21 protein-coding genes are annotated in these 22,592 nt (G+C 39.2%); 3 read left to right on the forward strand and 18 right to left on the reverse strand.

The features are described from left to right. The first annotated feature begins 8 nt into the window (after window positions 1-8). Window positions 9-1,112: a hypothetical protein gene (locus IPF37_02205; protein ID QQR49632.1), complete on the forward strand. Its 1,104-nt coding sequence runs from the start codon at window positions 9-11 to the stop codon at window positions 1,110-1,112. Between the two features lie 34 nt (window positions 1,113-1,146). Here IPF37_02205 and IPF37_02210 read toward each other — a convergent pair whose 3' ends face one another. The 10 genes from IPF37_02210 to IPF37_02255 form a co-directional block, all read right to left on the reverse strand. After that, window positions 1,147-2,379, reverse strand: coding sequence for an MFS transporter (locus tag IPF37_02210; protein QQR49633.1), 1,233 nt, complete (start codon window positions 2,377-2,379; stop codon window positions 1,147-1,149). Window positions 2,380-2,422: 43 nt separating this feature from the next. After that, entirely contained in the window at window positions 2,423-3,145 is a 723-nt protein-coding gene (locus tag IPF37_02215; GenBank protein ID QQR49634.1) for a hypothetical protein, read from the reverse strand. Between the two features lie 120 nt (window positions 3,146-3,265). Next, window positions 3,266-3,433, reverse strand: coding sequence for a hypothetical protein (locus IPF37_02220; protein QQR49635.1), 168 nt, complete (start codon window positions 3,431-3,433; stop codon window positions 3,266-3,268). Between the two features lie 45 nt (window positions 3,434-3,478). Beyond that, entirely contained in the window at window positions 3,479-5,152 is a 1,674-nt protein-coding gene (locus IPF37_02225; protein QQR49636.1) for a glycosyltransferase family 39 protein, read from the reverse strand. After that, the gene (locus IPF37_02230; protein QQR49637.1) at window positions 5,149-5,535 is read right to left on the reverse strand and encodes a hypothetical protein; all 387 of its coding nucleotides are present in this window, start codon (window positions 5,533-5,535) and stop codon (window positions 5,149-5,151) included. The genes IPF37_02225 and IPF37_02230 overlap by 4 nt, the downstream gene beginning before the upstream one ends. Then, a complete protein-coding gene (locus tag IPF37_02235; protein ID QQR49638.1) occupies window positions 5,511-6,167 on the reverse strand; it encodes an NTP transferase domain-containing protein in 657 nt (218 codons plus the stop codon). Before IPF37_02235 ends, IPF37_02230 begins: the two co-directional genes overlap by 25 nt. Then, window positions 6,164-7,501: a glycosyltransferase family 39 protein gene (locus IPF37_02240; GenBank protein ID QQR49639.1), complete on the reverse strand. Its 1,338-nt coding sequence runs from the start codon at window positions 7,499-7,501 to the stop codon at window positions 6,164-6,166. The genes IPF37_02235 and IPF37_02240 overlap by 4 nt, the downstream gene beginning before the upstream one ends. Continuing rightward, the gene (gene asnB, locus IPF37_02245) at window positions 7,498-9,462 is read right to left on the reverse strand and encodes an asparagine synthase (glutamine-hydrolyzing) (GenBank protein ID QQR49640.1); all 1,965 of its coding nucleotides are present in this window, start codon (window positions 9,460-9,462) and stop codon (window positions 7,498-7,500) included. The genes IPF37_02240 and asnB overlap by 4 nt, the downstream gene beginning before the upstream one ends. 19 nt (window positions 9,463-9,481) lie before the next feature. Continuing rightward, on the reverse strand, window positions 9,482-10,921 hold the full coding sequence (locus tag IPF37_02250; protein QQR49641.1) for an NAD(P)/FAD-dependent oxidoreductase: 1,440 nt from the start codon (window positions 10,919-10,921) through the stop codon (window positions 9,482-9,484). A gap of 61 nt (window positions 10,922-10,982) precedes the next feature. After that, window positions 10,983-11,966, reverse strand: a complete 984-nt coding sequence (locus IPF37_02255; GenBank protein ID QQR49642.1) for a hypothetical protein — start codon at window positions 11,964-11,966, stop codon at window positions 10,983-10,985. Between the two features lie 111 nt (window positions 11,967-12,077). Between IPF37_02255 and IPF37_02260 the strand changes: the two genes are divergently transcribed. Continuing rightward, entirely contained in the window at window positions 12,078-13,172 is a 1,095-nt protein-coding gene (locus tag IPF37_02260) for a leucine-rich repeat domain-containing protein (protein ID QQR49643.1), read from the forward strand. Window positions 13,173-13,178: 6 nt separating this feature from the next. Here IPF37_02260 and IPF37_02265 read toward each other — a convergent pair whose 3' ends face one another. The 7 genes from IPF37_02265 to IPF37_02295 form a co-directional block, all read right to left on the reverse strand. Continuing rightward, on the reverse strand, window positions 13,179-13,883 hold the full coding sequence (locus tag IPF37_02265) for a 4a-hydroxytetrahydrobiopterin dehydratase (protein ID QQR49644.1): 705 nt from the start codon (window positions 13,881-13,883) through the stop codon (window positions 13,179-13,181). A 15-nt stretch (window positions 13,884-13,898) separates the two neighbouring features. Next, window positions 13,899-15,263, reverse strand: a complete 1,365-nt coding sequence (locus IPF37_02270) for a glycosyltransferase family 39 protein (protein ID QQR49645.1) — start codon at window positions 15,261-15,263, stop codon at window positions 13,899-13,901. Continuing rightward, window positions 15,250-16,836 carry a hypothetical protein gene (locus IPF37_02275; GenBank protein QQR49646.1) on the reverse strand — a complete coding sequence of 529 codons (1,587 nt, stop codon included), beginning with the start codon at window positions 16,834-16,836 and terminating at the stop codon, window positions 15,250-15,252. Before IPF37_02275 ends, IPF37_02270 begins: the two co-directional genes overlap by 14 nt. Window positions 16,837-16,855: 19 nt before the next feature. Next, window positions 16,856-17,875 carry a UDP-glucose 4-epimerase GalE gene (galE, locus tag IPF37_02280; GenBank protein QQR49647.1) on the reverse strand — a complete coding sequence of 340 codons (1,020 nt, stop codon included), beginning with the start codon at window positions 17,873-17,875 and terminating at the stop codon, window positions 16,856-16,858. Window positions 17,876-17,952: 77 nt separating this feature from the next. After that, on the reverse strand, window positions 17,953-18,369 hold the full coding sequence (locus IPF37_02285) for a hypothetical protein (protein QQR49648.1): 417 nt from the start codon (window positions 18,367-18,369) through the stop codon (window positions 17,953-17,955). A gap of 13 nt (window positions 18,370-18,382) precedes the next feature. Next, the gene (locus IPF37_02290) at window positions 18,383-18,778 is read right to left on the reverse strand and encodes a hypothetical protein (GenBank protein ID QQR49649.1); all 396 of its coding nucleotides are present in this window, start codon (window positions 18,776-18,778) and stop codon (window positions 18,383-18,385) included. A 12-nt stretch (window positions 18,779-18,790) separates the two neighbouring features. After that, window positions 18,791-20,005, reverse strand: a complete 1,215-nt coding sequence (locus IPF37_02295; protein ID QQR49650.1) for a hypothetical protein — start codon at window positions 20,003-20,005, stop codon at window positions 18,791-18,793. A 219-nt stretch (window positions 20,006-20,224) separates the two neighbouring features. Between IPF37_02295 and IPF37_02300 the strand changes: the two genes are divergently transcribed. After that, on the forward strand, window positions 20,225-21,466 hold the full coding sequence (locus IPF37_02300) for a histidine--tRNA ligase (GenBank protein ID QQR49651.1): 1,242 nt from the start codon (window positions 20,225-20,227) through the stop codon (window positions 21,464-21,466). Between the two features lie 8 nt (window positions 21,467-21,474). On the opposite strand, the gene IPF37_02305 is transcribed toward IPF37_02300, so the two are convergent. Next, a complete protein-coding gene (locus IPF37_02305) occupies window positions 21,475-22,122 on the reverse strand; it encodes a hypothetical protein (protein QQR49652.1) in 648 nt (215 codons plus the stop codon). Window positions 22,123-22,592: the final 470 nt, after the last annotated feature.

The following is a 22,592-nucleotide window of genomic DNA, read 5'->3' on the forward strand; positions in this document are numbered from 1 at the left end:
ATGCTTGGTTGGCAAAACGTAGTAAAAATAAGAATAATCATCCATTGCAGGCTTTGAACATCATGGAAATAACTTCATTCCGCCACTTTTTTCTAAGCATTCTTTTATGCGCCCTGAGCCTGCCATGGCAGATCCAAGCAACTACTCCTGCACCTCAGCAAGAGCCAATCTCGCAAACTGAAGATGAAATGGTGCCCATTGGGCCGGTTCTTAAAGCACTTGTTGCCATCACGATGCTACAACTTTACTACGTGGGCACTTCCAGACACGGTCAAGAAAAACTGTTAGATCAGCTTAAGCCTGAGAATTTGGCGCTTAACGCGGCCAGCGAGTTTTCTTTTTATTTTTTAATGACCCTGATTCATGAAGGCGGGCATGCACTTGTTGCGCGCTATCTCAACAACGATCCGATCAATATTCACGTGGGCGGCAACGGCACTAATAAATTTGAAAAACCTCTCTTTTCTAGCAAGCATTTCACTCTTGATGGCCTGAGTCCACTTGAAGGTATGACCATCTACCGTCTTTCAACCGAAATGAGCGACAAATTGCTATTTGTTGAATATCTGCAAGATTGTCAAAAAAATAACATTCCTCTTACTGGCATTTCTGTCCAAGATTTTGAACAATTCAAAACGAATTTTATTACCACGCCAGCATATCAAAAATTATTAAAAAAACTTAACAATAACCAATCAACGGAAAATGCTATTTTGGCCGCGGGCGGAATTGCTGCTTTATCTGCCAATACATTAATCAAAATCATACATTCGTTGGCAAAAAGTTATCAGACAAATACCGCACTTACTCAAGCACTAAAAGACTCATGCGAGGCTACTTTTTCAATCGATAAAATTGTGCTAAATCAAGTACTCAGCGCCTTCTTGCCAATCAGCAGCAAAAGCGATGGCGCCAAATTGTGGCGCAATATTGCCGGCGTGCCTGAAAATGTTCTAGAACATTGCTATCAAGTCGCGCCCTACGTTGACATGCTTGGCGAATGCTACCTTGCTTGCAAAGATCCACGAGCTCAGAACGCAAAACTACCCGATAAACTTATGATCGGTTTTATTAATTATTTATTGCGCGGTTATCTGCGTTTTCATGCGTAATATTTTGAACTATTTCTATAACAAAATTCACGCATCATTTTCGAGATTTTTTTGTCGCTTTTAAATACAAAATCCAGCTTAAAAAAATCATCCCGCCAGACACTCCAACCGGCAACGCGGGATTAAGCATCGCCAAAAAACCACCAAAAAAGGTCCCCACCACCGTCACCAGTGCCTGCATTGACCAGATCATGGCAATTCCCTGCCCCTGTTCGCTACTGTGCACAGAAGTTGAAATAATCGCCATCATGTTCGGCACAATCGAGGCAATGCAGCCAATATAAATAACAATAAAAATATACAACCCTATCGTTGTTGGCGGCAAAAAAACTGCACTACTCAAGCATGCAAGGATCGGCAACGCGCTCAACACAATAGTCCGCGGAGCTGCAATGCGCGACAATGGCCGCACCAGTAACAACTGCAGCACTAAATAAATGATACCGGCATACACAAACATCATACCAATATGCGAGGCATCGTAATGAAAAACTTTCAATAAATAAGTCGAAAAAAATTGCGTACTAAACGTCCAACCAAAAATAAAAAAAGCAGATGCTAACACAATATTGCGCAACACAGGATACTGCATAATCTGCTTCAGATGGCTAACGGTGATCTCAAATTTTTTGTGCGATGATTTTTGTGGCAAATGGTCACGCCATGATTGGTAGGCAACAACCGTAAAGTTAAGCCCAGTTAAGCAACTTAATAGTAAAAATGGCAACGCCAAATTGATACTATCGCTCAATAAATTTGTCGTAAAATAGCCCCCCACTAACCCGCCAGCAATAAAACCACACGCTACCGCCACTTCTACCATGCTCATATTGCTCACTTTATTTGCACTATTTTTACCACTCACATCAGCCATAAAGGATTGCGCAATCGCAACATTTGCAGCACAAACCCCTGCACAAAAACGGCTTACAAACAAGAGCACAAACACAGAATAATGAATTGAAAGCGCCGTTAATAACAAACTAGCCGTAGTACCGGCAAGTGTTATCAGCATCGCCAACCGTCGTCCGTAGACATCTGAAATTTGCCCCCAAATAGGCGCCATAAAAAACTGTCCGGCATAGTACGTCGTCAGCAAAAAACCAACAAAAAGCGTACCGTAATTTTGCGCAATCTGCTCTGACAAAAAATGAGCCTGCGTATCTGCCAACAACACCGGAAAAATAACGAGAGACACAACAATATTTAAATAATCGAGAAAAGCAGCCGATAAAAATGGTACATATTGCATTATTTTATGCTTCATTAATTCCCCCTAAAAAAAGCCCCTGCAAGCAAACTATGAATTTTTATAAACGTTTAATGATCGCGCTTTCGGTAAAATACCGATTTTCATTTTTTGCAAATGGCATCGCATCGTTAAACTCTTTGAGATATTTGTTAGCGCGCTTGAGCAGCTGATCATCCATTTTTAGCGGCGAATCCCACTTACCAATTTTAAACGTCAATGGCACGGCAAGCTTAATCCCTTTATAATTTAAAGGCCCATCTGTCGCCAACAATTGTCGCATGGACGTTTTTGTATCAATTGTAAAATCTTTACCCACCACATAATTATTGGGTAATTTAACACCATGCCCAGGCACAACAAAATATCCTTCCAAAGCCCTCACTACTTCAAAAAAATGACCATTAAAACTTGGATTACTACTCGTGTAGGGTCCGCGCCATTTTTTTGGATACGCAAGATTAAGCCCACCAATAACAGAGCCTTCAAAGCTTTTTGTCGTCAAGAAATCAACAACAATGTGATCTTCATGCACACTTAAAATATTGCAGCTTTGATTGATATCACTCATCACTGCCTGAATGTTTTCTAAACTACTCGTAATCACTGAAGCAACAAAATACGGCTGGCTATGATACAATTTACCAAAAAAAGTAAGCACAAGTACCATCAAAACGGTCGTGCTAATATAAGTAAAATAGGATCTGAAAAACCTAAAAAATGATCCTAGTTTTCGATCAACTCGACGATCGACCATATCCATAAAATCATCAAGCTTTTTCATAACGTTCTCCTTTTCAAGTATTTTTAGTTTATGCTCTAAAGCCTCAGGTTCTTACGAACCCCCCAACGCTCCTTCTTGGCTCATTGTATAAAACAATCGGCACAAAAATAAACATATTACTTAAATAATCGAGGTCGTCCCGGTTTGCAAATGATCAGCCTTCAGAATTTGATATTCCCCTTTTAGAGAATCCCACACAACAAAAACGGTATCGGGAGTGAGCCATTTTGAATCAAAGATAAATGAAATATCAGTAATAAATCGTCCATCAATGCGCTGATGAATCATAAAGGCTCCCATAGAACATTGGTACCATTCGCCTTCTTGATAAGACTACGCACGCCACTCATAACCAAAATCGCGCGCATTCCACTGTAACGGATGGTTGGAAAATTGCATCCACCACGCACAATGCTGCGGATCATCTGAAACTAAACGAAAGCCGCCAGGTATGGGCACAATTTGATAACTTACGCCAACAACTTTGTAGTCACGATCACAACCAAAAACGCCTAATTCAGCCAATGACGAAAAGAGCTCAAAGGCAACCTGAACATTCAAATCATGCAAAAAATATTGCACAATGCTTTGAATATCTGAAACAAAAGGCGAGCTAAAGAAAATATAGCGCGATTTGGGATTGAGTTGATTATGCAGAAAAAATGGTTCGTAGCGCTGTTTAAGTTCATGCGTAGACTGCCCTGCAATGCGCAAAGCTTTCATGTTGAGCAGCGTACCGCGGTATATTGAAAAAACGATCCCAAAACTCACCAATAAAATGGCATACTGACCGTACAAAAATTTGCGCGCATTGAGCAACGGTATGCCTACCACCACAATCGTCACCACTACCGGATACGCTGTTTCAAGATAACGAGCACAGGGATAAGCCATAACGCCTTGCCACGCAAAACACCAAAAACCAACGATAAAAAAGAATAAAAGCTTTTTGTGATTTTTATACGCAAATGCACAAAACAAAACTACCAGACCCCACAACATCAAAATCAAGAGATGTCGCTTGTCATTAAGAACAAAGAGACAACTACTCCACGCAAAAAATTTAGTAAAAAAATAATCCAATTTACTCGTTAAAACCGCATACCAACTCGGTTCTATCACGGGCGATGGTGGAACCGTAGAAACAATATTTGCTATCACAGAAGTCGATGTTGTTACCGGCAACAAAACAGCACCTTTGTTTTGAATCAAAGAAGCAAGAAAAGGCATTCTGATTAATAGATTATTGAACGTTCGTTCAAGCGTACCAATGCCAAATGCCCACAAGCGCCAAAGAACATACACAAAATGGACCACAAAAAAAATCCATGTCATACACACGGCATACCAAACTGAACGCCACCAACCACGGTCTTCAAGTGCATACAAGCCCATGCCAAGAAATAACCAAAAAGGGAAAAATATGCCATTTTCACGAGCCAACAACGAAAGTAAAAAACTAATTCCTGAAAAAAAATAATACCACCAACTCCCATGCCGCTGCCAAAAGAAGCAAAACAGCAGCGCAGAAAGAAGCAGGAAAAAAGTAGCGAGCGAATTATGAAACGTTGCCAGCCAAGCAAGCCAGGCAACATCGGGATAAAGCCCAAACATCAGCCCACCCAAAAAAGAAAGCCATAACGAAAGCCATTGCGAAAAGAGATAAAATAATAAGGCCGCATTAAGTGCATGAACAATTACGTGTGCGATATAATAAGCTTTTGGTTCAAGACCAAACAGCACATAAATAGCGGTAAAGAAAAAATGTTTTAAAGGCCGCAAAAAACCAGCAATCACATTTGGCTTTGAGCGGCGATAATTCATAGGAACAATAAACTCACGCTCATCAGCTTTAATAACGCGCAATGCATCTTCTTTTGAAAAAACAAGGCCATTAATAATTTGTCCCAAATCATCTTCACGATACCAAATTTTATCGACAGGCAAAGCCCCAACACAAAAAACAATAATAAAAATAACTAGCGCATACCAATGTTTTTTGTTCATAACGTCAGCTCTTTTATTTTTGCAGGAACTTGTTTTACTAACTCTGCCTTATCTTTTTTCACAATTAATAATGCATCATCTGTTTCTACAATACAAAGATCGTCAACGCCAATACATACGACATATTTTTTTTTCGAGTAAGCCAAATTTTTCGCGGCATCAACATTAATGATCGCTGCATTATCGTGCGAATAGGTTTCTTTTAATTGTAAAAAAGTGTACACATTCCCAACATCATACCATTCTAAATCAACGGCAAATACCACGGTATTACTACTCTTTTCCATAACAGCATAATCAATCGAAATATTTTCAAGATCAGCATACGAGCAAGTACCTTGCAAATACGCCCGCATGGTCAGATCAAGCATGGGCGCACACATTTTAAACTCTTGTAAAAAGTTGATACCTTGGCAACAAAAATACCCATATTCCATAACATATCATCACTCGCGGCATACACTTGCGCAAGAGCAGCAGATGGTTTTTCGTGAAATTTTACAACAGAAAAAAAATCTTGTTCATTTTCTGATGGATTAGTTTGAATGTACCCATAGCCGATCGCTGCATGGCGGGGCTTAAGCCCAAATAGAGCGATATTGTTATGCTTCTCAACATGCGCAATGGCTTTGGCAACAATAGTAGCAAATGCCTGAATTTCGGGCATAAAATGGTCTGCCGGCAGAAATATAACAACAGCCTCAGGATTTTGTTGATAAACTCGGTAGCAGCCCAACAAAATTGCTGGCGCAGTATTGCGCCCTTCTGGCTCGCTAACAATAAAACCAATTTTTTTACCAACAGACTGCTTAATTAATTCCTCTTGCTCGGCACTGGTAACCACAAAAATTTTTTCTGGTGTGGTAACCAGCGGCATAACGCGCTCAATTGCTTGGTCAAGCAACGAGTTGTTATTTAAAAAAGGCATGAGCTGCTTAGGTCTATTTTTATCACTCAATGGCCACAAACGAGTACCTGTGCCACCAGCCATGATACCGGCATACACGGTTGTCATACTTTTTTCCGTGCTGATTTTTTCACGGGCTTACGCGTTGCATACATCCACACAATAAACAAGCCGGCAGCGCTCAGCATGATGAGTAAAAACTCAAACATCATACGAAAACGCGCGCAACCATCATGCCCGGTAATCATCGAAAAATAAGCAATATACGAAATAAAAAAGTAAAAGAGCACATATCGTTGCTGAACAAACATAAATATCAGTGCTATCAAACACAAAAGATAGCGCAACGGCAACAAAACAGCCTCATAATACGCAATAGCACGAAGCCACCACGTATTGGCCCCGGCAATAATATACCGATGTGCTTTTTGCAGCCATGAGCCCTTCATCTTAAAAAATGAAATGTCCCCACCATGCACTTTTTCATTAAGCAAGACTTTTAAATTGGTTGTAAAAAGACCGCAGAATGTCTTGGCAACATTGGCAAACCAAACGTACACAAAGAGTTTAAAATTATCTTTCATCTCGTCAAAAAATTGATTTTTAATCTCTTGCATGCCACCTTCTTTTTGCGCATGTTTTTGTAACATAACACGCTCATAATCTGACGTTGTGCCATATTGCTGGGCACGCACATTTGGATAAAACCAAAAATAAAGATTAATATCATTCAATTCAGTCAAACGAAAATTACCAAACGCATACTTATTATGAGCCATGTGCATCAAAACCGGCACACAAAAACATAAAACAAAAAAACTCATCAACTGGATAGTTACTTGCACTGAAACACGTTTTTTTAATAATACAAAAAAAATAAACGACACAGGAACAACAAAATATAGCGCAGCTGCTGGCTTAATAAGCATCGAAAGGCCCAGCGCAAGACCACTCTGCATTAATGGCCGCTGCTGATAATTTTGTAAAAAGAGCGTAAATCGCTCAAAAAAAAGCAGCAAAAAAAATGACAAAAAAATTTCAGTCAAAATAAATTGAGTAAACGTTAAATACCCAAGATTGATCACAAAAAGCACACACGTGGCCAAGGCAATTGTGTGATTGAAAAAACGCCCCGCCAAGACAAAAAGCAACCAGCCTGAAAGCAATGAAAGTAATAATTGCAAGCAAATCAATGCAGCATTTGCTTGCCCAAAAATTTTGTATAAAAAGCCAATAATGAGAGGATAGCCAAGCGTATAGTACGGCGTATGCTCACTTTTTACCAACATATTTTCTTCAGCAAAAAGCTTACCATGATACACATAAGCCTTAGAATCAATATCGTGATGCGCTTGCAAACCCGCCGGCACCTGCTGATATAAAAAGTAAGAACATCCAACAAAAAAAACTGTACAAAAAAATAATAGTAAGCGCGTTCTCATTGGCTCTCCCCTTTTATTAGTGCCAACACATTTTGCACCACCCACTGCTGCACCGCACGCACAGCAGGAGCACTGGTTCCTAATGAATTGATCATTTTTATTTTATCTGAAAACAATGGCGATGCTTGCATATTCAAGCCGGCAAAATAGCGCGGAAAATAATTGCCGGAAGCAAACCAACGAACCGTTGGCGCAGCAAATCCAACTTTTTTGCGAAAAACAATTGATGGCGGCAAATAATCAAGCGCTATTTTTTTGAGCAAATATTTCGTAATACCATCTTTAAATTTTAGCACTGTCGGTACATGCAACATAAACTCAACAAGTTTATAATCAAGATAGGGCTCTCGCGCCTCAACACTGGTGGCCATTGCCATTTTATCAGCCCGCATGAGCAACAACTCGGGCAATCGCTGCTTCAACTCCAGATACATCATTTTGGCAGCAAAATCAGCATATGGAAGGTCTGCTTTCAGCCTATTGCTATGAAAAGCAACGATCGCATGACTGTCAAACTCTTGCCGTGCGCCTTTCAAAATTTTGCTTACCACTGGATCTTCTTGCATTACTGAGGCTTTAAAAATATTGTCATGCACAAGCACACGCTTTTGTTGCTCATTAAATGCCAGCGCACCACCCCAAAAAAGATTCCGGTTACCTGCCCAGTTGGTCATCAGTGCAGCATAATTTGAATGTTTATCAAAAAAAGATTTTGCCACAGAAGTAATACTTTTTTTTAAAAAACTTGGCACTATTTTTTGCGATGGCCGCCACAAGCGATCGTGCAAATTTTTATACTGCGCATACGTGCTGTAACCAAAAAAAAGTTCATCAGCACCCTCACCCACCTGCACCACATTTACGCCATGATCGTGCGCCAATTTTGCTACATAATAAAAAGGGATACAGACACAGTCAGCTAACGGCTCGTCCAGGTGGTACACCATCTTTTCATAAAAATCGAACGCTTCTTTTTCCGTAATCACCACTTCATGATGCTGCGTGCCAAACTGTGCAGCAACTTGACGTGCCCACACAAGTTCATTAGATTCTGGCCCGTCAGCAAAGGCAACGGTAAACGTTTTAACTTTTGAAACCGATTGTGACATCAACGCCACATTCAAGCTTGAATCAAGCCCGCCTGACAAAAATGCACCAAACGGTACATCCGACATCAGTCGTTTTTTTGTTGAATCAATTAATAACGCTTTAATATTTTCTAAACAAAATTGCTCATCGTAAAACTGTTTATGCTCAGCTGGCGTGATGGTCGTTATTGGCGAGTACCACTCATGAAACGTTACTACTCGATGCGCATCAACCTTGAGATAGTAACCTGCTGGCAGCTTATAAATATCATTATAAAAAGTGTATGGCGCTGGAGTTACCATAAAAGTTAGGTAATGATAGAGTGCTTGAGAACTAATCGTTTTTTTATTCCATGGCAACTGCCAAAGCGCTTTAATTTCTGAAGCAAAACTGATCATGCCGCCCTGCAAAGAAAAATAGAGCGGCTTAATCCCTAAACGATCACGTACTAAATATATTTCATTTTTTTCACGATCAAATAATGCAAACGCGAACATACCATCAAGACGCTCCAAACATTTAATACCCCACGCTTGGTAGGCATACAAAATTGTTTCGGTATCAGTATTTGAACGATAATGGTACCCAAGAGCTTCAAGCTCTTTGCGCAACTTGTAATGATTGTAAATTTCGCCATTAAAAGAAATAGCAACACTTTCATACTTATCAAGCATCGGCTGAGAACCAGCAGGCGACAGGTCAACAATTGAAAGCCGACGGTGAGCAAGCCCCATACCTCGTTGCTGATCTATCCAAACACCAAAACCGTCAGGGCCACGATGTGCTATGGCTTCATGCATACGCACAAGTAACGAATGATCAATGACACCGCCTTGCGCACTGAGCATTCCATAACCGGCAATACCACACATACGCACCCCTCAACATTTTTTATAGTGCGCTTGGCATAGTCGCTGCATCAACTGGATGTACAGCACTTTTTTCTTTTTCAAGCACTTTGTCAACGGCAGACATGGCCGAGAGCATTGCAATGTCCATGTTATTATAACGATGTAAACCATTACGCCCCATGAGCTCAAGATTGGAAAAAGTTCCTAAATAATTAAGAACGAGACCCAAATGTTCTTTATAGTGCTCATCGTAGAGGGGATATGCCTCGGCCGTCTTCATTACCATGCCGTCCAACACTTCATGTGCTTTTACCAAGCCAATTGCTTCAAGCTCTTTTTTTGCTATTTCAACTAATTCCTGATCTGAAAGTAACCAAAAGGCCTCGCCAACAAATGCAAAATATTCCAAACTCAAGGCAGTGTGAGCAGGATTATCAACCATGTCCATAGAAAAATTGTTCATGTTACCAATGCGACCCATTTTAACTTTTTTTTCATGAACATAAAGCCAATGATCAGGACAGATAGATTCTTTGTTCACAATTAAATTAATGGTAATCAAACCCCGATACTGCAAAGCATTTGCCGCACGAATAATATCTCCTGATGGCAGCGGATCAAGCGACCTAATAAGCGTTCTTAAAGGCATAGTTGAAAAAAAATAATCAGCTTGATGACATGCCAACGCTTTAACCCCGCTCGCAGAACGCCTGTCTTGCGCATGCACCGCAATAATTTTTTTGCCATCGTGTTCCAACGAAATCACTTCTTGATTGAGCAGCACTTGCCCACCATCAAAACTTTGTAGCCAGCCAGCTGCTTTTTCCCACAAGGTACCAGCACCTTTTGATGGATAATAAAAATCATCGCGAATGGTTCGTGGTTTATTTTTTTTATAAAAGCGCCCAAAAAAAGCAAAATATATTGCTTTGGAAAGAGAAAAGCCACTAATACGTTGTGCGGCCCAATCTGAGGAAATTTGAGAACATTCAATGCCCCAAACTTTTTCTGTGTACGTCTTAAAAAAAATACTGAAGAGTCGGTAGCCAAATTTATTGGTAACCCAATCTTGAAATGATTTCACTTTTTTTATGGGAAACAAACGATAGCGAATGTAACTGAGCATACAAATAAAACATTCCCACAAACTAAGTCCTTCTAAAACATTGAGTGGTTCAAGTGGATAGTTAAAAAAATGGTTGTTATAATAAATGCGGGTAAAACGCTTATGCTCAAGAAAATCACCCTGCATCAAATCTTTCCACCATTTTTCAATTTTTTCAGAGCTTGTGATAAAATGATGCGGTCCAATATCATACCGACAGCCACGATATTCAGTAGTACAAGCAAGCCCTCCAATAACGTTTTCACGTTCTAAGACGGTTGCCTCAAAAGTACCTGTTTTAAGAAGTTCAATGCCAGCAGTCAAGCCTGCCGGACCCGCACCAATAATCAGCGCTTTATTTTTTTTTCCACTCACCCTACGTCCTTTTGTTTAGCACATAAATGCAAACTCTCAAGATACGATAGTTTAAAAAGATCTATTTTGCAATGCGAAAATGCATCCGTTCATCATCGTAAACAAACTTTGGAATATAATGCATATGAGGCGAATTATTATTAAATTTATACAAATCATCAATATCAATTTTAAATCCAATCACAAAATCATCGAGTAATTCTTTGGTAGAAAAAAACTGCATATTACGCATGCCTTGAGTCTCTTGTACCAAGTTCAACGGAATGTTTACCATCTTTGAATGCTCATAACAAATACCTTTCCACGAAGGATCAGTACAACGAGCCCATGCCGCATCAAGTTGGTTAGGCGTCACATAATCAATTGCCGCAATAACAGGCAATACCTCTTTTTTTCTAAAAATACTCATGTCCAAAGAATTAGGATAATTCCAATCATAAAGACTTTGATTCACCGTCCACATAAAAAGACCTCTCTCAACTTCTAACAGCGGAGGATTTGCAAAATCTTCATGGACTGAAAGGGTGTAACATTGCGTAATATTTTTACCAAGTCGTAAATAGAAACTATACGCGCCATAATCGTCCATAGCTCTTACGCAATCTTGCACATCAACTTCTTCCGTTACTACAATATCATCAACGCCAAACATAAAATATGAAGCTTGCGATTTTTCAAAAATAGTACTTAATTGAGGCTTAATATTAGCAACAGCACCAGGCTCAACAACTTGACACACAAAATTTGTTGTTGGATACAATGCAACAAGCTCGTCATAAGCTTGCGCAAACAACTGATCACTCGCTCGATACAAAACATACGTCTTATTAAGCCCGCACACACGCTTTTCGAGTGATTCTAAATAAGCCCGCAATTGCAACGGTCTATCATAAGAAAAAATAATCAAATCAACATCAGTATTTTTTTGGGCAGAGGCCACGCGCATTAGCTGCCGCAATTTATTAAACTGGTCATCTTGAGCAGAACAAAAACTTACCCACAATAAACTCAATAATGATAAAAGCTTTAAACGCTGTACGATCATTTCGCTCCCCTTCTTGCTTTCCTTTGATTCAAACATGACATTTGATTTTTTAAGAACACGTGACTATCATTATATTGTCAAGAAAACAAGAGAAATCAAGGAGAGAAAATTATGAAAAAAATCATAGCGCTGATTGTTGCGATTATTTTCAGTCAAAAATGCTCAGCTCTTTCGCTTCCCAACAATATTACTCTTTCACTTAACACAATTCCGGAAGAAACTATCAACAAATTTATCTCGTACACCAACCGCTACTTTGAAAAAGAACGCGCAATGGAATTTCCAGATATTATTGTAAGTGAACTAGCATCTGAAGAGTTCGCCTCAAGTGAGCTTGAACTTTGGCAAATCTATGCCCTTGCCCACCACGTTGATTATCCCGTTACCGCACACATCTGCGCACGCTACCATCTCAATCATACGCAGGGCTTACCTCTTGAAAAACGGTTACAAGCTCCTTTCAATTTACCATCAGACACTATTCGCAAGCATTATTTTTTAATGACTAAAGACCCTTCCGTTATGACTTATACTGACTCAAATGGAACTACTAAAACATTGAGTTTGAATCTCTTGGAATATATTTATGTCCGTCGACTTGAAATCAATAATTCCATTCTTGAGCTTAATAGTTTTTTTTTAGCCGATATTTCAGGAATTGAAGTATGCCTTGACGATCCACTTGCACTTGTTTTTGATTTTAGTGATAATCTTTTGAAAAAAATTCCAGAAGGAATATCATGCGCCAAACAAGTAACCGCCATTAATCTTGCCAATAATAAGCTCACCGCACTGCCTCAAGGCATATGCTTGCTACCAAATCTTGAAAAACTTGATATCAGCAATAATCAAATTACCGAACTGCCAGAAAATATAGGCAACCTCTCTTCGCTGTGGCGCTTTGATGCTGACCGTAACAACTTAACAAAGCTACCCGAAAGCATTAGTGATTTAGAAAACTTGCACTGGCTATCACTCAAAAATAATAACCTCACACACTTACCAAGCGATTTGTGCAGACTTGAAAAACTCGAAAAATTATACGTAAACGGCAACAAAATCAAGCGCTTACCAGATACTATCAGCTGGATTGAACGTTTACGCATTTTTGATGCACAAGACAATCCTCTAGAACGCTTGCCAAAAGATCTTACGCGCCTAAAAAAGATACCACTTCTCAAACTTGGAGCACTTCATCAGACATAGTTAAAACTATTTTTTCAGTGCCTTAAGAATATTGTGACACGCTTGTGCGTGAACAATCGTGTCAGCTGAAATCAGTTTATTTTTTGTACTTTGTAAGGTTAGCGAACATTTTCCATAACTCAAACGAACTTCTTGCAGCTGCGTTCCAATGTTGTTTAGCAAGCAACATCGTTGCAAAGCATGCGCCGCCGCTAAAAAATCAGGCGCCACACAAGAAAAAATCAATATTGATCCATTGTTATCAACTTGCCAACCATTATTCTGAGCAATAAAAGAAGCTATCTCTTCAGCCGAACAAGGCAACTCATCATACCGAAACACAAGAGCAACCTTCTTTTTTGTATAATTAAAACCCCTTTTATAAGCCTGAACCAACGATACATCTTTAAACGTTACTTCTTTTTGAGCGTGGGTATAAATAGAAAGCGTTAAGCCATCAGGCGTTAGAATAACATCAGGATGATGCTGATACTGCTCTGCAGTGACCGCAATAGGAACAAGAGCCCGGGCAGAATTAAGCCAACTACTTGAAAAAAAAGAAGAAAATTGTCGATGATTATCCACAACTTCAACCCGCCATTGCGGATACATAACCAGCAATGCAGTAACATCACTCTGCTCCAAAACTCGTTCATTTTTCAACGTGCAGGGACAGTTTGCGTACAGTAACTTTACACTCAACAGCATACAAACAAAAAATACAATTTTCATAGACCATCCATATTGTTAAAAATCACCATAAAAAATATATCTAACGTGATGAAACCAAAAATAACTTCCAAAAATTATTAAAAATGGTTCGATAGGAAAACGCAAACGCGCGTAGCCACACGCAAGCGACAAGCCAACAAAAAGACCTGAGTACGAAAGCGCAATCAATACCGGTTTACCAAAAACTAACCCGCGAAAACAACAAAACAGGTAGCCACAAAAACCACACAGTAGTAAAAAAAATAACAGCATCTCGAAATAAATTACCGCATAGATTTTTTTATTATTAATCTCGGGCTTTAAAAAACGCATGACCATCTCACGCAATGTCCGCTTGCTCGAATAAGCCGGTAACTGCCCACCAGAATCGATAACTAATAATTCTGATGAATACAACCCAAAGGTCGTTTTAAGCATATTTCGTACGGCGTGCATTCCCATTCGAAATGGATTTTTGATCATATAATTTTTAGCAATATATTCAGCAACATTAGACTCTTCGATATCAAATAACGGCCGACCAACGAAATCTTGCTCGGCAAGCAGAGCAGCTGCATAATCTTTTTGAATAATGCTTTGCGCTTGCTGATAAGAAACATCTCGCACTTCCATGCACAAACGAGCTGCCACATGGTTTAAAAAATGGACACCAGAAAGTGTATGAAAAAAAATATAACCAGTCAGTATATAATTACGCACCAACCAGGGAAGCACAACAACAAACCAACTCAAAAATAATCCAAGCATGCACATCATTTTTTGATACAAAGATTGGCCCGTCATGAAAAAAAATAACAATAAAGATGATGCCAAGACAAAATGCCCAACCGGCCGAATAAGCGACGCAATGCCTAAAAAAAAACCGGCGCCAATAATTATACGCAAAGAATAATCACGTAAGCTTGTAATAAAAAAAATAAGAAACAGCAAAAAAAATATCAGAAATAAACTTTCCGTCATCACAAGGCCTGAAAAAATCAGCAAGCCAGGATGCACTACGCCCACCAAAGCAGCAATTAAAGCAACCGTTAGATTGCCAGGAAACAACGCAAGAGATAAAAAAAATAATAACAGAGAAATAAAACTTGCCAGCACAATTTGTACCAACAATGCCCCGTGCGGCCCCGTTCCCCAAATTTTATAGCACGCGGCCAAAAAGAAAGAATATCCCGGCAACCGATAAAACTGTGCTGCGCCACCACCATGCGTAATACCCTGACCGTTGCTTATTGAAAGCGCCAACTCATGGTAATGTCCAGCATCGTAAGCAAGCTCGCACGAATTATTATCCAAAAAAATATAAAAAAAAATAAGTCGCACAATTAAAGAAAAAATAAAAACAATCGTTAAAAAAAGCGATTGTTGTTTAATGTTGTTCATGAAAAAAATGAGACTTTATAGCACCAAAAAAATACAACCAAAAATGCCAGGCAAACAGCATAATAAACGGCTCAATTGGCAACCGCATACGTGCATACCCGCCAGCCAAAGCGATAACTATAAAAAATTTCATAAACGGGACCACCCTGGCCGTAACACACAGCAGCGAAATACGTCGCTTTACAAAAGCAGCCAAGAAAAACAACATACAACCAAGCCACATAAACAACAGACTAACAATGTCTATCAAAATGACCGCACGAAGCCACAACTTGTCGGTTGCAGGAAACAAGTAGCGCTTAATCATCGAACACAACGATCGACTTGATGAAAAATAATCAAACTCAGGTCGGCCAGATTCTAAATACAAAAGTTCGGCAGAATACAATGAAAAAGTAGTTCGAAAGATATCGGTCAGCCATAATTTAAGTACCGTTAGGGGATACTGTTTAAAGTAACTAATCGCAAGCTTTTCTTGTATAACACAATGCTCAAATTCATTAGGAAAACGATGATGCTCTTTGTTAAAAGCATGCTCACGTTTTTGTACTTTTTTATGAATTACTTTGCGGGCTTGCTCATAAGAAATGTCACACTCCTGCGCAATAACACGCGCCACAGAAAAATATAAAAAATGACCACCAGGCAACGAATGAAAAAAAAGATGCCCCATCAGCATGTAATTACGCACAAGCCAAAACGAAACAGGTACTAACCACGCCATGATAAAAAAAAGACTTTTTGCGCATTTTTCACGCCAATAATCATGCGAAAACAAAATCAAAAGGACTGCAAGCGGCAACAAATAATGACCCACCGGCCGCACTAACGAAGCACACCCTAAAAATAGGCCCGCCCACACCAGATACTGAAAAACTTGCTGCCGATCTTTAAAAATTTGTTTATCTGCACGCGTTATCATAAGCATCTGCTCAACATCATCCCCATACATTTTTTCATAAAGCTCTATAAACGGCGTACTCGTGCAAACAGGGTTTGGTAAGTACAAGTTGCCAGGATACTGATTTAGTCTCATTTTTTCATATGATACCCAGCCCGTTTCAGGACTTGGGCAAAAAAAGAGATGGCAAACTGGCATAAAAAAAAGTATGAATAACAAAAAGAAAAAGAGAAATAATGTCTCAGTCATAAAAAAACCACTATACAAAATAAGTCCAAAATGCACCGCGCTGTATAAAGAGGCTATCCGCGCCAATAATAAAAATTTTGGAAACAAAGCTAAGCTCAGTAAAAAAATTAAAAGCGGCAATAAGCTTGCGATAAAAACTTGCAACCAAAGCACTGTTGTTTTTTCATGCCCAAAAAGGGAATAAACAGCTGCCACAAAAAGAGGATATCCTGGAACTCGATAAAAAACTGGCGAACCATCAGTTTTAGAAATACCCTGACGGTGAGCAATACTGGTAGCAACGCAATGATACGTTGCAGAATCAACCTGCCAAAAGCGATTTTCTTTGCTTAAATAACAACCAAAGACCAATGCCCTCACCAACAACGAAAACATAAAAAGAATCGTCAGAAAATTTTTTTCTTTTTTGATTATCGCTATCATACCGTCCTCCGCTTTAGGATTACACTACCTCACGCTTAGCATGAACAGGTTCAGTGGTTGAAGCACTGATACGTATCTTTTCCCACGCCAACGCCGATGACAAAATAGTTGATAAATCTGAATACTTCGGTTTCCAACCCAAAACTTTTTTTATTTTTGTTGGGTCTGCAAGTAAAATTTCAGCATCTCCAGCTCGGCGAGCTTGAATGTAAACTTTTGCTTTTTTATTGCACAAACATTGCGCCGCATCAATCACTTGTTGCACGGTGTACCCACACCCGGTACCAAGATTAAAAACATCAGACAGCTGCCCATTATTCAAATAAGATAGTGCCAAAGCATGCGCTTGCGCTATATCGGCAACGTGAATATAATCTCGCAAACAAGTCCCGTCTGGCGTATTATAATCATTCCCAAATATCGTAACCGGCTCATCATACGCAATTGCATGGAGCAATCGTGGAATCAAATGCGTTTCGGGCTGGTGATGCTCTCCCAACGACACCTCGGGCAGCGCTCCTGCAGCATTAAAATACCGTAATGAAACATACCGTAAATCATACGCCGCTGCATAATCTTGCAGCGCCCACTCAACCATCAGCTTGTTACGACCATAAGGACTGACCGGAACCGTTGGATGCGTTTCGTCCATTGGCGTGCGCACGGGGTTGCCATACACAGCACAACTTGAAGAAAAGACAAATTTATTGATACCATGCTCGAGCATAAGCCTGAGCAGTTGAAAAACCTTACCAACATTATTTTCATAAAAGTCGGCCGGTCGCGTAACGGATTCGCCAACTTCAATAAAAGCAGCAAAATGCATTACAGCGTGAATAGAATGGTTTTTAAAGATAGTAGTAAGAATTTTTTGGTCGGCAAAATCGCCACGAATGACCGTAGCCCACAAAGGATTAAAAGCTTGGTGCTGCACAAAAGAATCTAAAATAACAACGTGATAGCCTTGCTCGACCAAGAGATGCGCGGTGTGAGAGCCAATGTAGCCCGCCCCACCAGTCAACAAAATTGACTTCTTCATCTCGCTCTCCTTATTCTATTTCAAGAACTCGTGATAAAAAGAGCCTACTAGATTTTTTTATAAAGGCAAAAAAATAACTATTTCGAATCAATAAATTCAACTCTTGGCTCGCAATCAGCAATAATATCAATCACATCCTCTAGACCATATAAGCAAAAATGCTTAAGCGAGGCCATATCCCCGACCCCATGCAGCTGCTCTGATACCCACGATAAATATTCTGAATCAATAACTTGAAAAAAATCACACTTAGTATAAAAATCGCTACCATACCTTTGCTTAAGCATATGCAAAGTATGCATTCTGAAAGTCTCATAAGTATATCTATACGCCACCACCGATCCCTCGAAGATAATACGTATCTTTTTTGCATTTCCTTCCATATCCGACAATACAATCTCTAAAACTTCTTCTACATCAATAATACAATCCAATAGATACCTTTTAGGCGCCACCTCAAGAGGTTTCCATTGCTGCCATGTCTCATTTACCATTGTAACCCTTTATTTATTCACCAATAAATTCGATTTGTGGCTCTTGAGCCACAATAACATCAACTATAAAATTTAGACCTTTAAAACAAAAATGTTGCCAACACATATAATCTGCAAAGGTACATGACTGTTCTGAAAGCCACTGTTGATAAGCCGAATTGGTTATTTTAAAAAAACCACATTCATTGCTTTCTTTTTGAAAACTTTCAAGAGCATGTTCTTGCACATCACGTTTGGTTTTTCTATAAGCATCTGAACAATTTTCAAAAACAATCCGAATCTTATCGTTCCTATTCGCAGCATCTGATAAAAGAATCTCTAATGTTTCTAAATTATTAACAATACTGTCTACATAATATTTTACAGGTAAGCCACTCATTGGCTCCCATTTTTTCCATTGTTCGCTCATAGTATGTACCTTTTATTTAACACCATAACGTATCTTCAATGACGTACCAGTAACACGATCATAAATCTCCAGCGTTGCCCTTGAATCTGAACTCTCAGGACGCACATTTACGATTCTACCATCTGATAATGTACCAATTTTTATGCGCCCACGATCTTCAATATCCTTTAACTCCAATTTTTCAAAATCTTCGTCCGCTTCAGGCATCCCGCCAGGCTTTTCAAACTGAGGTGATCTGTCCTTAGTTGATCTGGCATCAGGCTTTAGCACTGGCTTAGCCTCTTTCAAAATATCTTTAACTGCTTCTTCTGCTTTTTCCTTTCCTTTGGCTTTATCTTCATTCGTTGCTACTTCTGGGATTCCGTCCTCTTTATTTTCTTTTGTTTGTTGATCGGTATCAATGTTAAAATATTCATAATTATGCTCAGCATTGGTAAATTTCTCGAATAATTTTATGGTATGATCACGAATCCTGACATCATCATGAACAGTAGAAAAAGATAGATTCAGCCGTTGCTTATCATCTACCAAACCATATCCATCAATCGTTTCAATATCAAAAAATGATGTATATTGATGGACTTTATTGGTATTAAAATAGCCGTCATAGTTTTCCAAACAAAAACCAATAAGCGCACCAATTACCACACCACCAACCAGACCAATGGGTCCGAAATACCCACCAATACGCCCGCCAGAACAAGCACCCCCAAAAGGTACACTAAATCCGATAGTGATAGACCAAGGCAACGCTACATTGTGGGTCAAAACAAAATATTTTCCTACAAAAAAATTATGGTGCTTACTAACTTCTAAGACATAAACCCTTAGTGGCTTTTTGGCCAACTCTACCCGAGTAATTGGTATCAATCCTTCTGAATCACTTTTTAGTACATCGCCTACTTTTAACTGGTACGCTGGCTTCCAAGAATTATTGAGAGGAAGATAAAACTCCTGGGCAGGGGTGCACAAAAGATCAGCACAAGATTCCAACCCATGATCAAAACCAATGCGCATATAACAGTTTGATTCACTTTCGCCTACTGCTCTTATATAACCAGACGTACAGCGATTTTTCTTGAAACAATGACAAACAATTTTCTTGTTTTTTGAAACTTTTTTAGCAATATCTGAAATATTTTTTGAACCATGCCAATTCTTGATTGGTGTATCAGCACCAAAGCCATGCCCACAAAGCACCCCTGGCACACTCAAAAAAATAATCATTACATAACGAAAAAGAATCGTTGAAAAAACCATGATGCTACTCTCTTTTTTAAAATATCGACTCCAAAATTCCCCCCGACGGTATCATGAAAGAAGCTTGAAAGCAATCAAAAACCAAGGATATTGATTTGCTTTGCAATATACCATTTGAATTTTTAACGATTTGTAGTACTTTTTATACAAAGAAGGCCTTATTAATACGCTTGAACAAGGAATGCTATGATTACTCGTGTCCGTGGAACTGAAGATCATCTCGATCTCACACTGTACAACTTTATTGTCAGTACTACCCAGGAACATTTTGGTCGTCACAATTTTAATCAAATTAGCACGCCCATCCTTGAACATACACAGCTCTTTGTCCATTCATTAGGAACTTCAACTGACGTTGTTTCAAAAGAAATGTACATCATTGACGGTGACCAAGAAAACAGTATTTGCTTGCGACCAGAAGTCACAGCCGCCACTATTCGTGCTTGTTTTGAAAATCGCGTCGATCGCTTTCCGTGGAAAGTTTTTAATATTGGCCCCATGTTTAGACGCGAACGCCCACAAAAAGGACGGCTGCGCCAATTCCACCAAATTAATCTTGAAATTATTGGCACCAAAGCCATCGCGCACGATGCGTACTTTATTAAAATGCTCGACACGTTTTTTAGTACCGGCTTAAAACTTGAAAACTATGCACTCAAGATCAACTTTCTTGGCTGTTCAATCGATCGCGCAACGCACAAAGAAAAACTTCTTGCTTTTTTGAACACCAAGCTTGATCAGATTTGTGCAACGTGTACCGATCGCAAAGATAAAAACACGCTGAGAATTTTTGACTGTAAAAACGAAACATGCAAAAAAGTATATCAATCAGCGCCACGCTTGACCGATTCTTTGTGCACCACGTGTGGAACAGAATGGGAAACACTTCAAACTTTACTCCAACTGACTGGCGTTAATTATATCATCGACACAAACTTGGTGCGCGGCCTTGATTATTACAACGGCACGGTATTTGAATTTTTCTCACAAGACCTCGGCGCACAAGATACTTTTTGTGGTGGCGGGCGCTACAGCCTGGGGCGTGAAGTGGGCGCCAAAGAAGATTACGAAGCCATCGGCGCCGCAATGGGCATCGAACGATTACTGTTGCTTTTAGAACCACGCCAAAACCAACTGGCACTCGCACAACAACCAACGCTGCACGTCATTGTGCCGCTTAGCGAGCAACAAAACGCACTCGCGCTTTTGTTAGCAAACACCCTGCAGTACAGAAAATTGGCTACTGATATTATTTTTGAAAAAGCCTCAATGACCAACATGCTTAAAAAAGCAAACCGCACGGGCGCCAAATATGTATTGGTTTTGGGAGATGAAGAACAAAAAAATGGCACTGTTACCATAAAAAATATGATAACAGGCCATACTGAAGTTGTTAAACAAACTGAAGTAGCAAATGCGTTAAAATAGAAAAACGCTTATTGCTTATGTTGTTTGATATAGCTTTGAATATAAAGAATCTTTTTGAGTTGGTTGTCAAACCCAAAACAGTAACGAGAGAAGCTAACGTTAAGATCGCGTTGCATATCTCTTATATATTTTTTAACAAACTTGATCTTCTTTTCGATCAACTCAACAACGTCATCCGTATCGGATTTTTCAACAATAACGTTTGAAGCTTGCTCATCAGATAAAAAATACAAAAGTTGAGAAGCTTCACGTTCAATTTCTTGCGTCAAGATATCAAGGCTTGCCGTATATTGCGCAATACTTTCTTCTGAGCGATTATATTCTTCTTGATCAACTTTAATGGTTCCAGCTTGCATAAGCTCATTAACTTTGCCTTTGATCACATTACTTTTTTCCAAAGCCAAATTCTTTTTTTCAATAACATCTTCATGCAAGACATGCAAAACAGTCAATGTTTCAATAATTTTTGCACGCAGCTGGTCTGAAGGAGCACTTTTCATAGTCAAAAGCTTCTTTCCTTCTTGCTCTAAACGTGCCAAAAAAGCTTCGTGTTCTGCTTTTTTTTCTTCAACGGTTTTGACAGGCTTGTTATGGTCGGCGTTCTGGTCAAGAGAAGCAGCCCCCTGCTCAAGATTTTTTTTATCAGGTTCAATCATGATATCGTCCAATTGTCCAAAAAATTAACAATAGTTATTTCCCAAATTGCAACACAATCCAGTTTAACTTTTCAATCAAAAAATAGCAAAGGCATTAGCGCATTAAATTAAGGCATTTTTATCCAAAAAATAGATTTCTTGATTTTATCAAAAGATTTCAGTCATACTAATTTTCAATTCAAAAATCAGCACCTGACATACGTAGTTTGCATTACTAGATCAATCAATATACGTATAAAAAAATATTTTTTTATCAACAAGACAAGAAAAAAATATTTACTCCAAACTGTAACAAAAACTATCCAACCAAAAGTCACTAAAGCCTTTATAATTCAGACTTTTTTAGCTTATTATCCAATACTTACTCACAAAGGTGTTAGTAACTCGTACCAAAAGGCATCCATAAGTTCGTACTGAAACCATTTAGAACACATTGTCCCAATCTAGAACAAGACAAAAAACACCGTCTG

The organism is bacterium (genome assembly GCA_016699045.1).
GTDB lineage: Bacteria > Babelota > Babeliae > Babelales > RVW-14 > AaIE-18.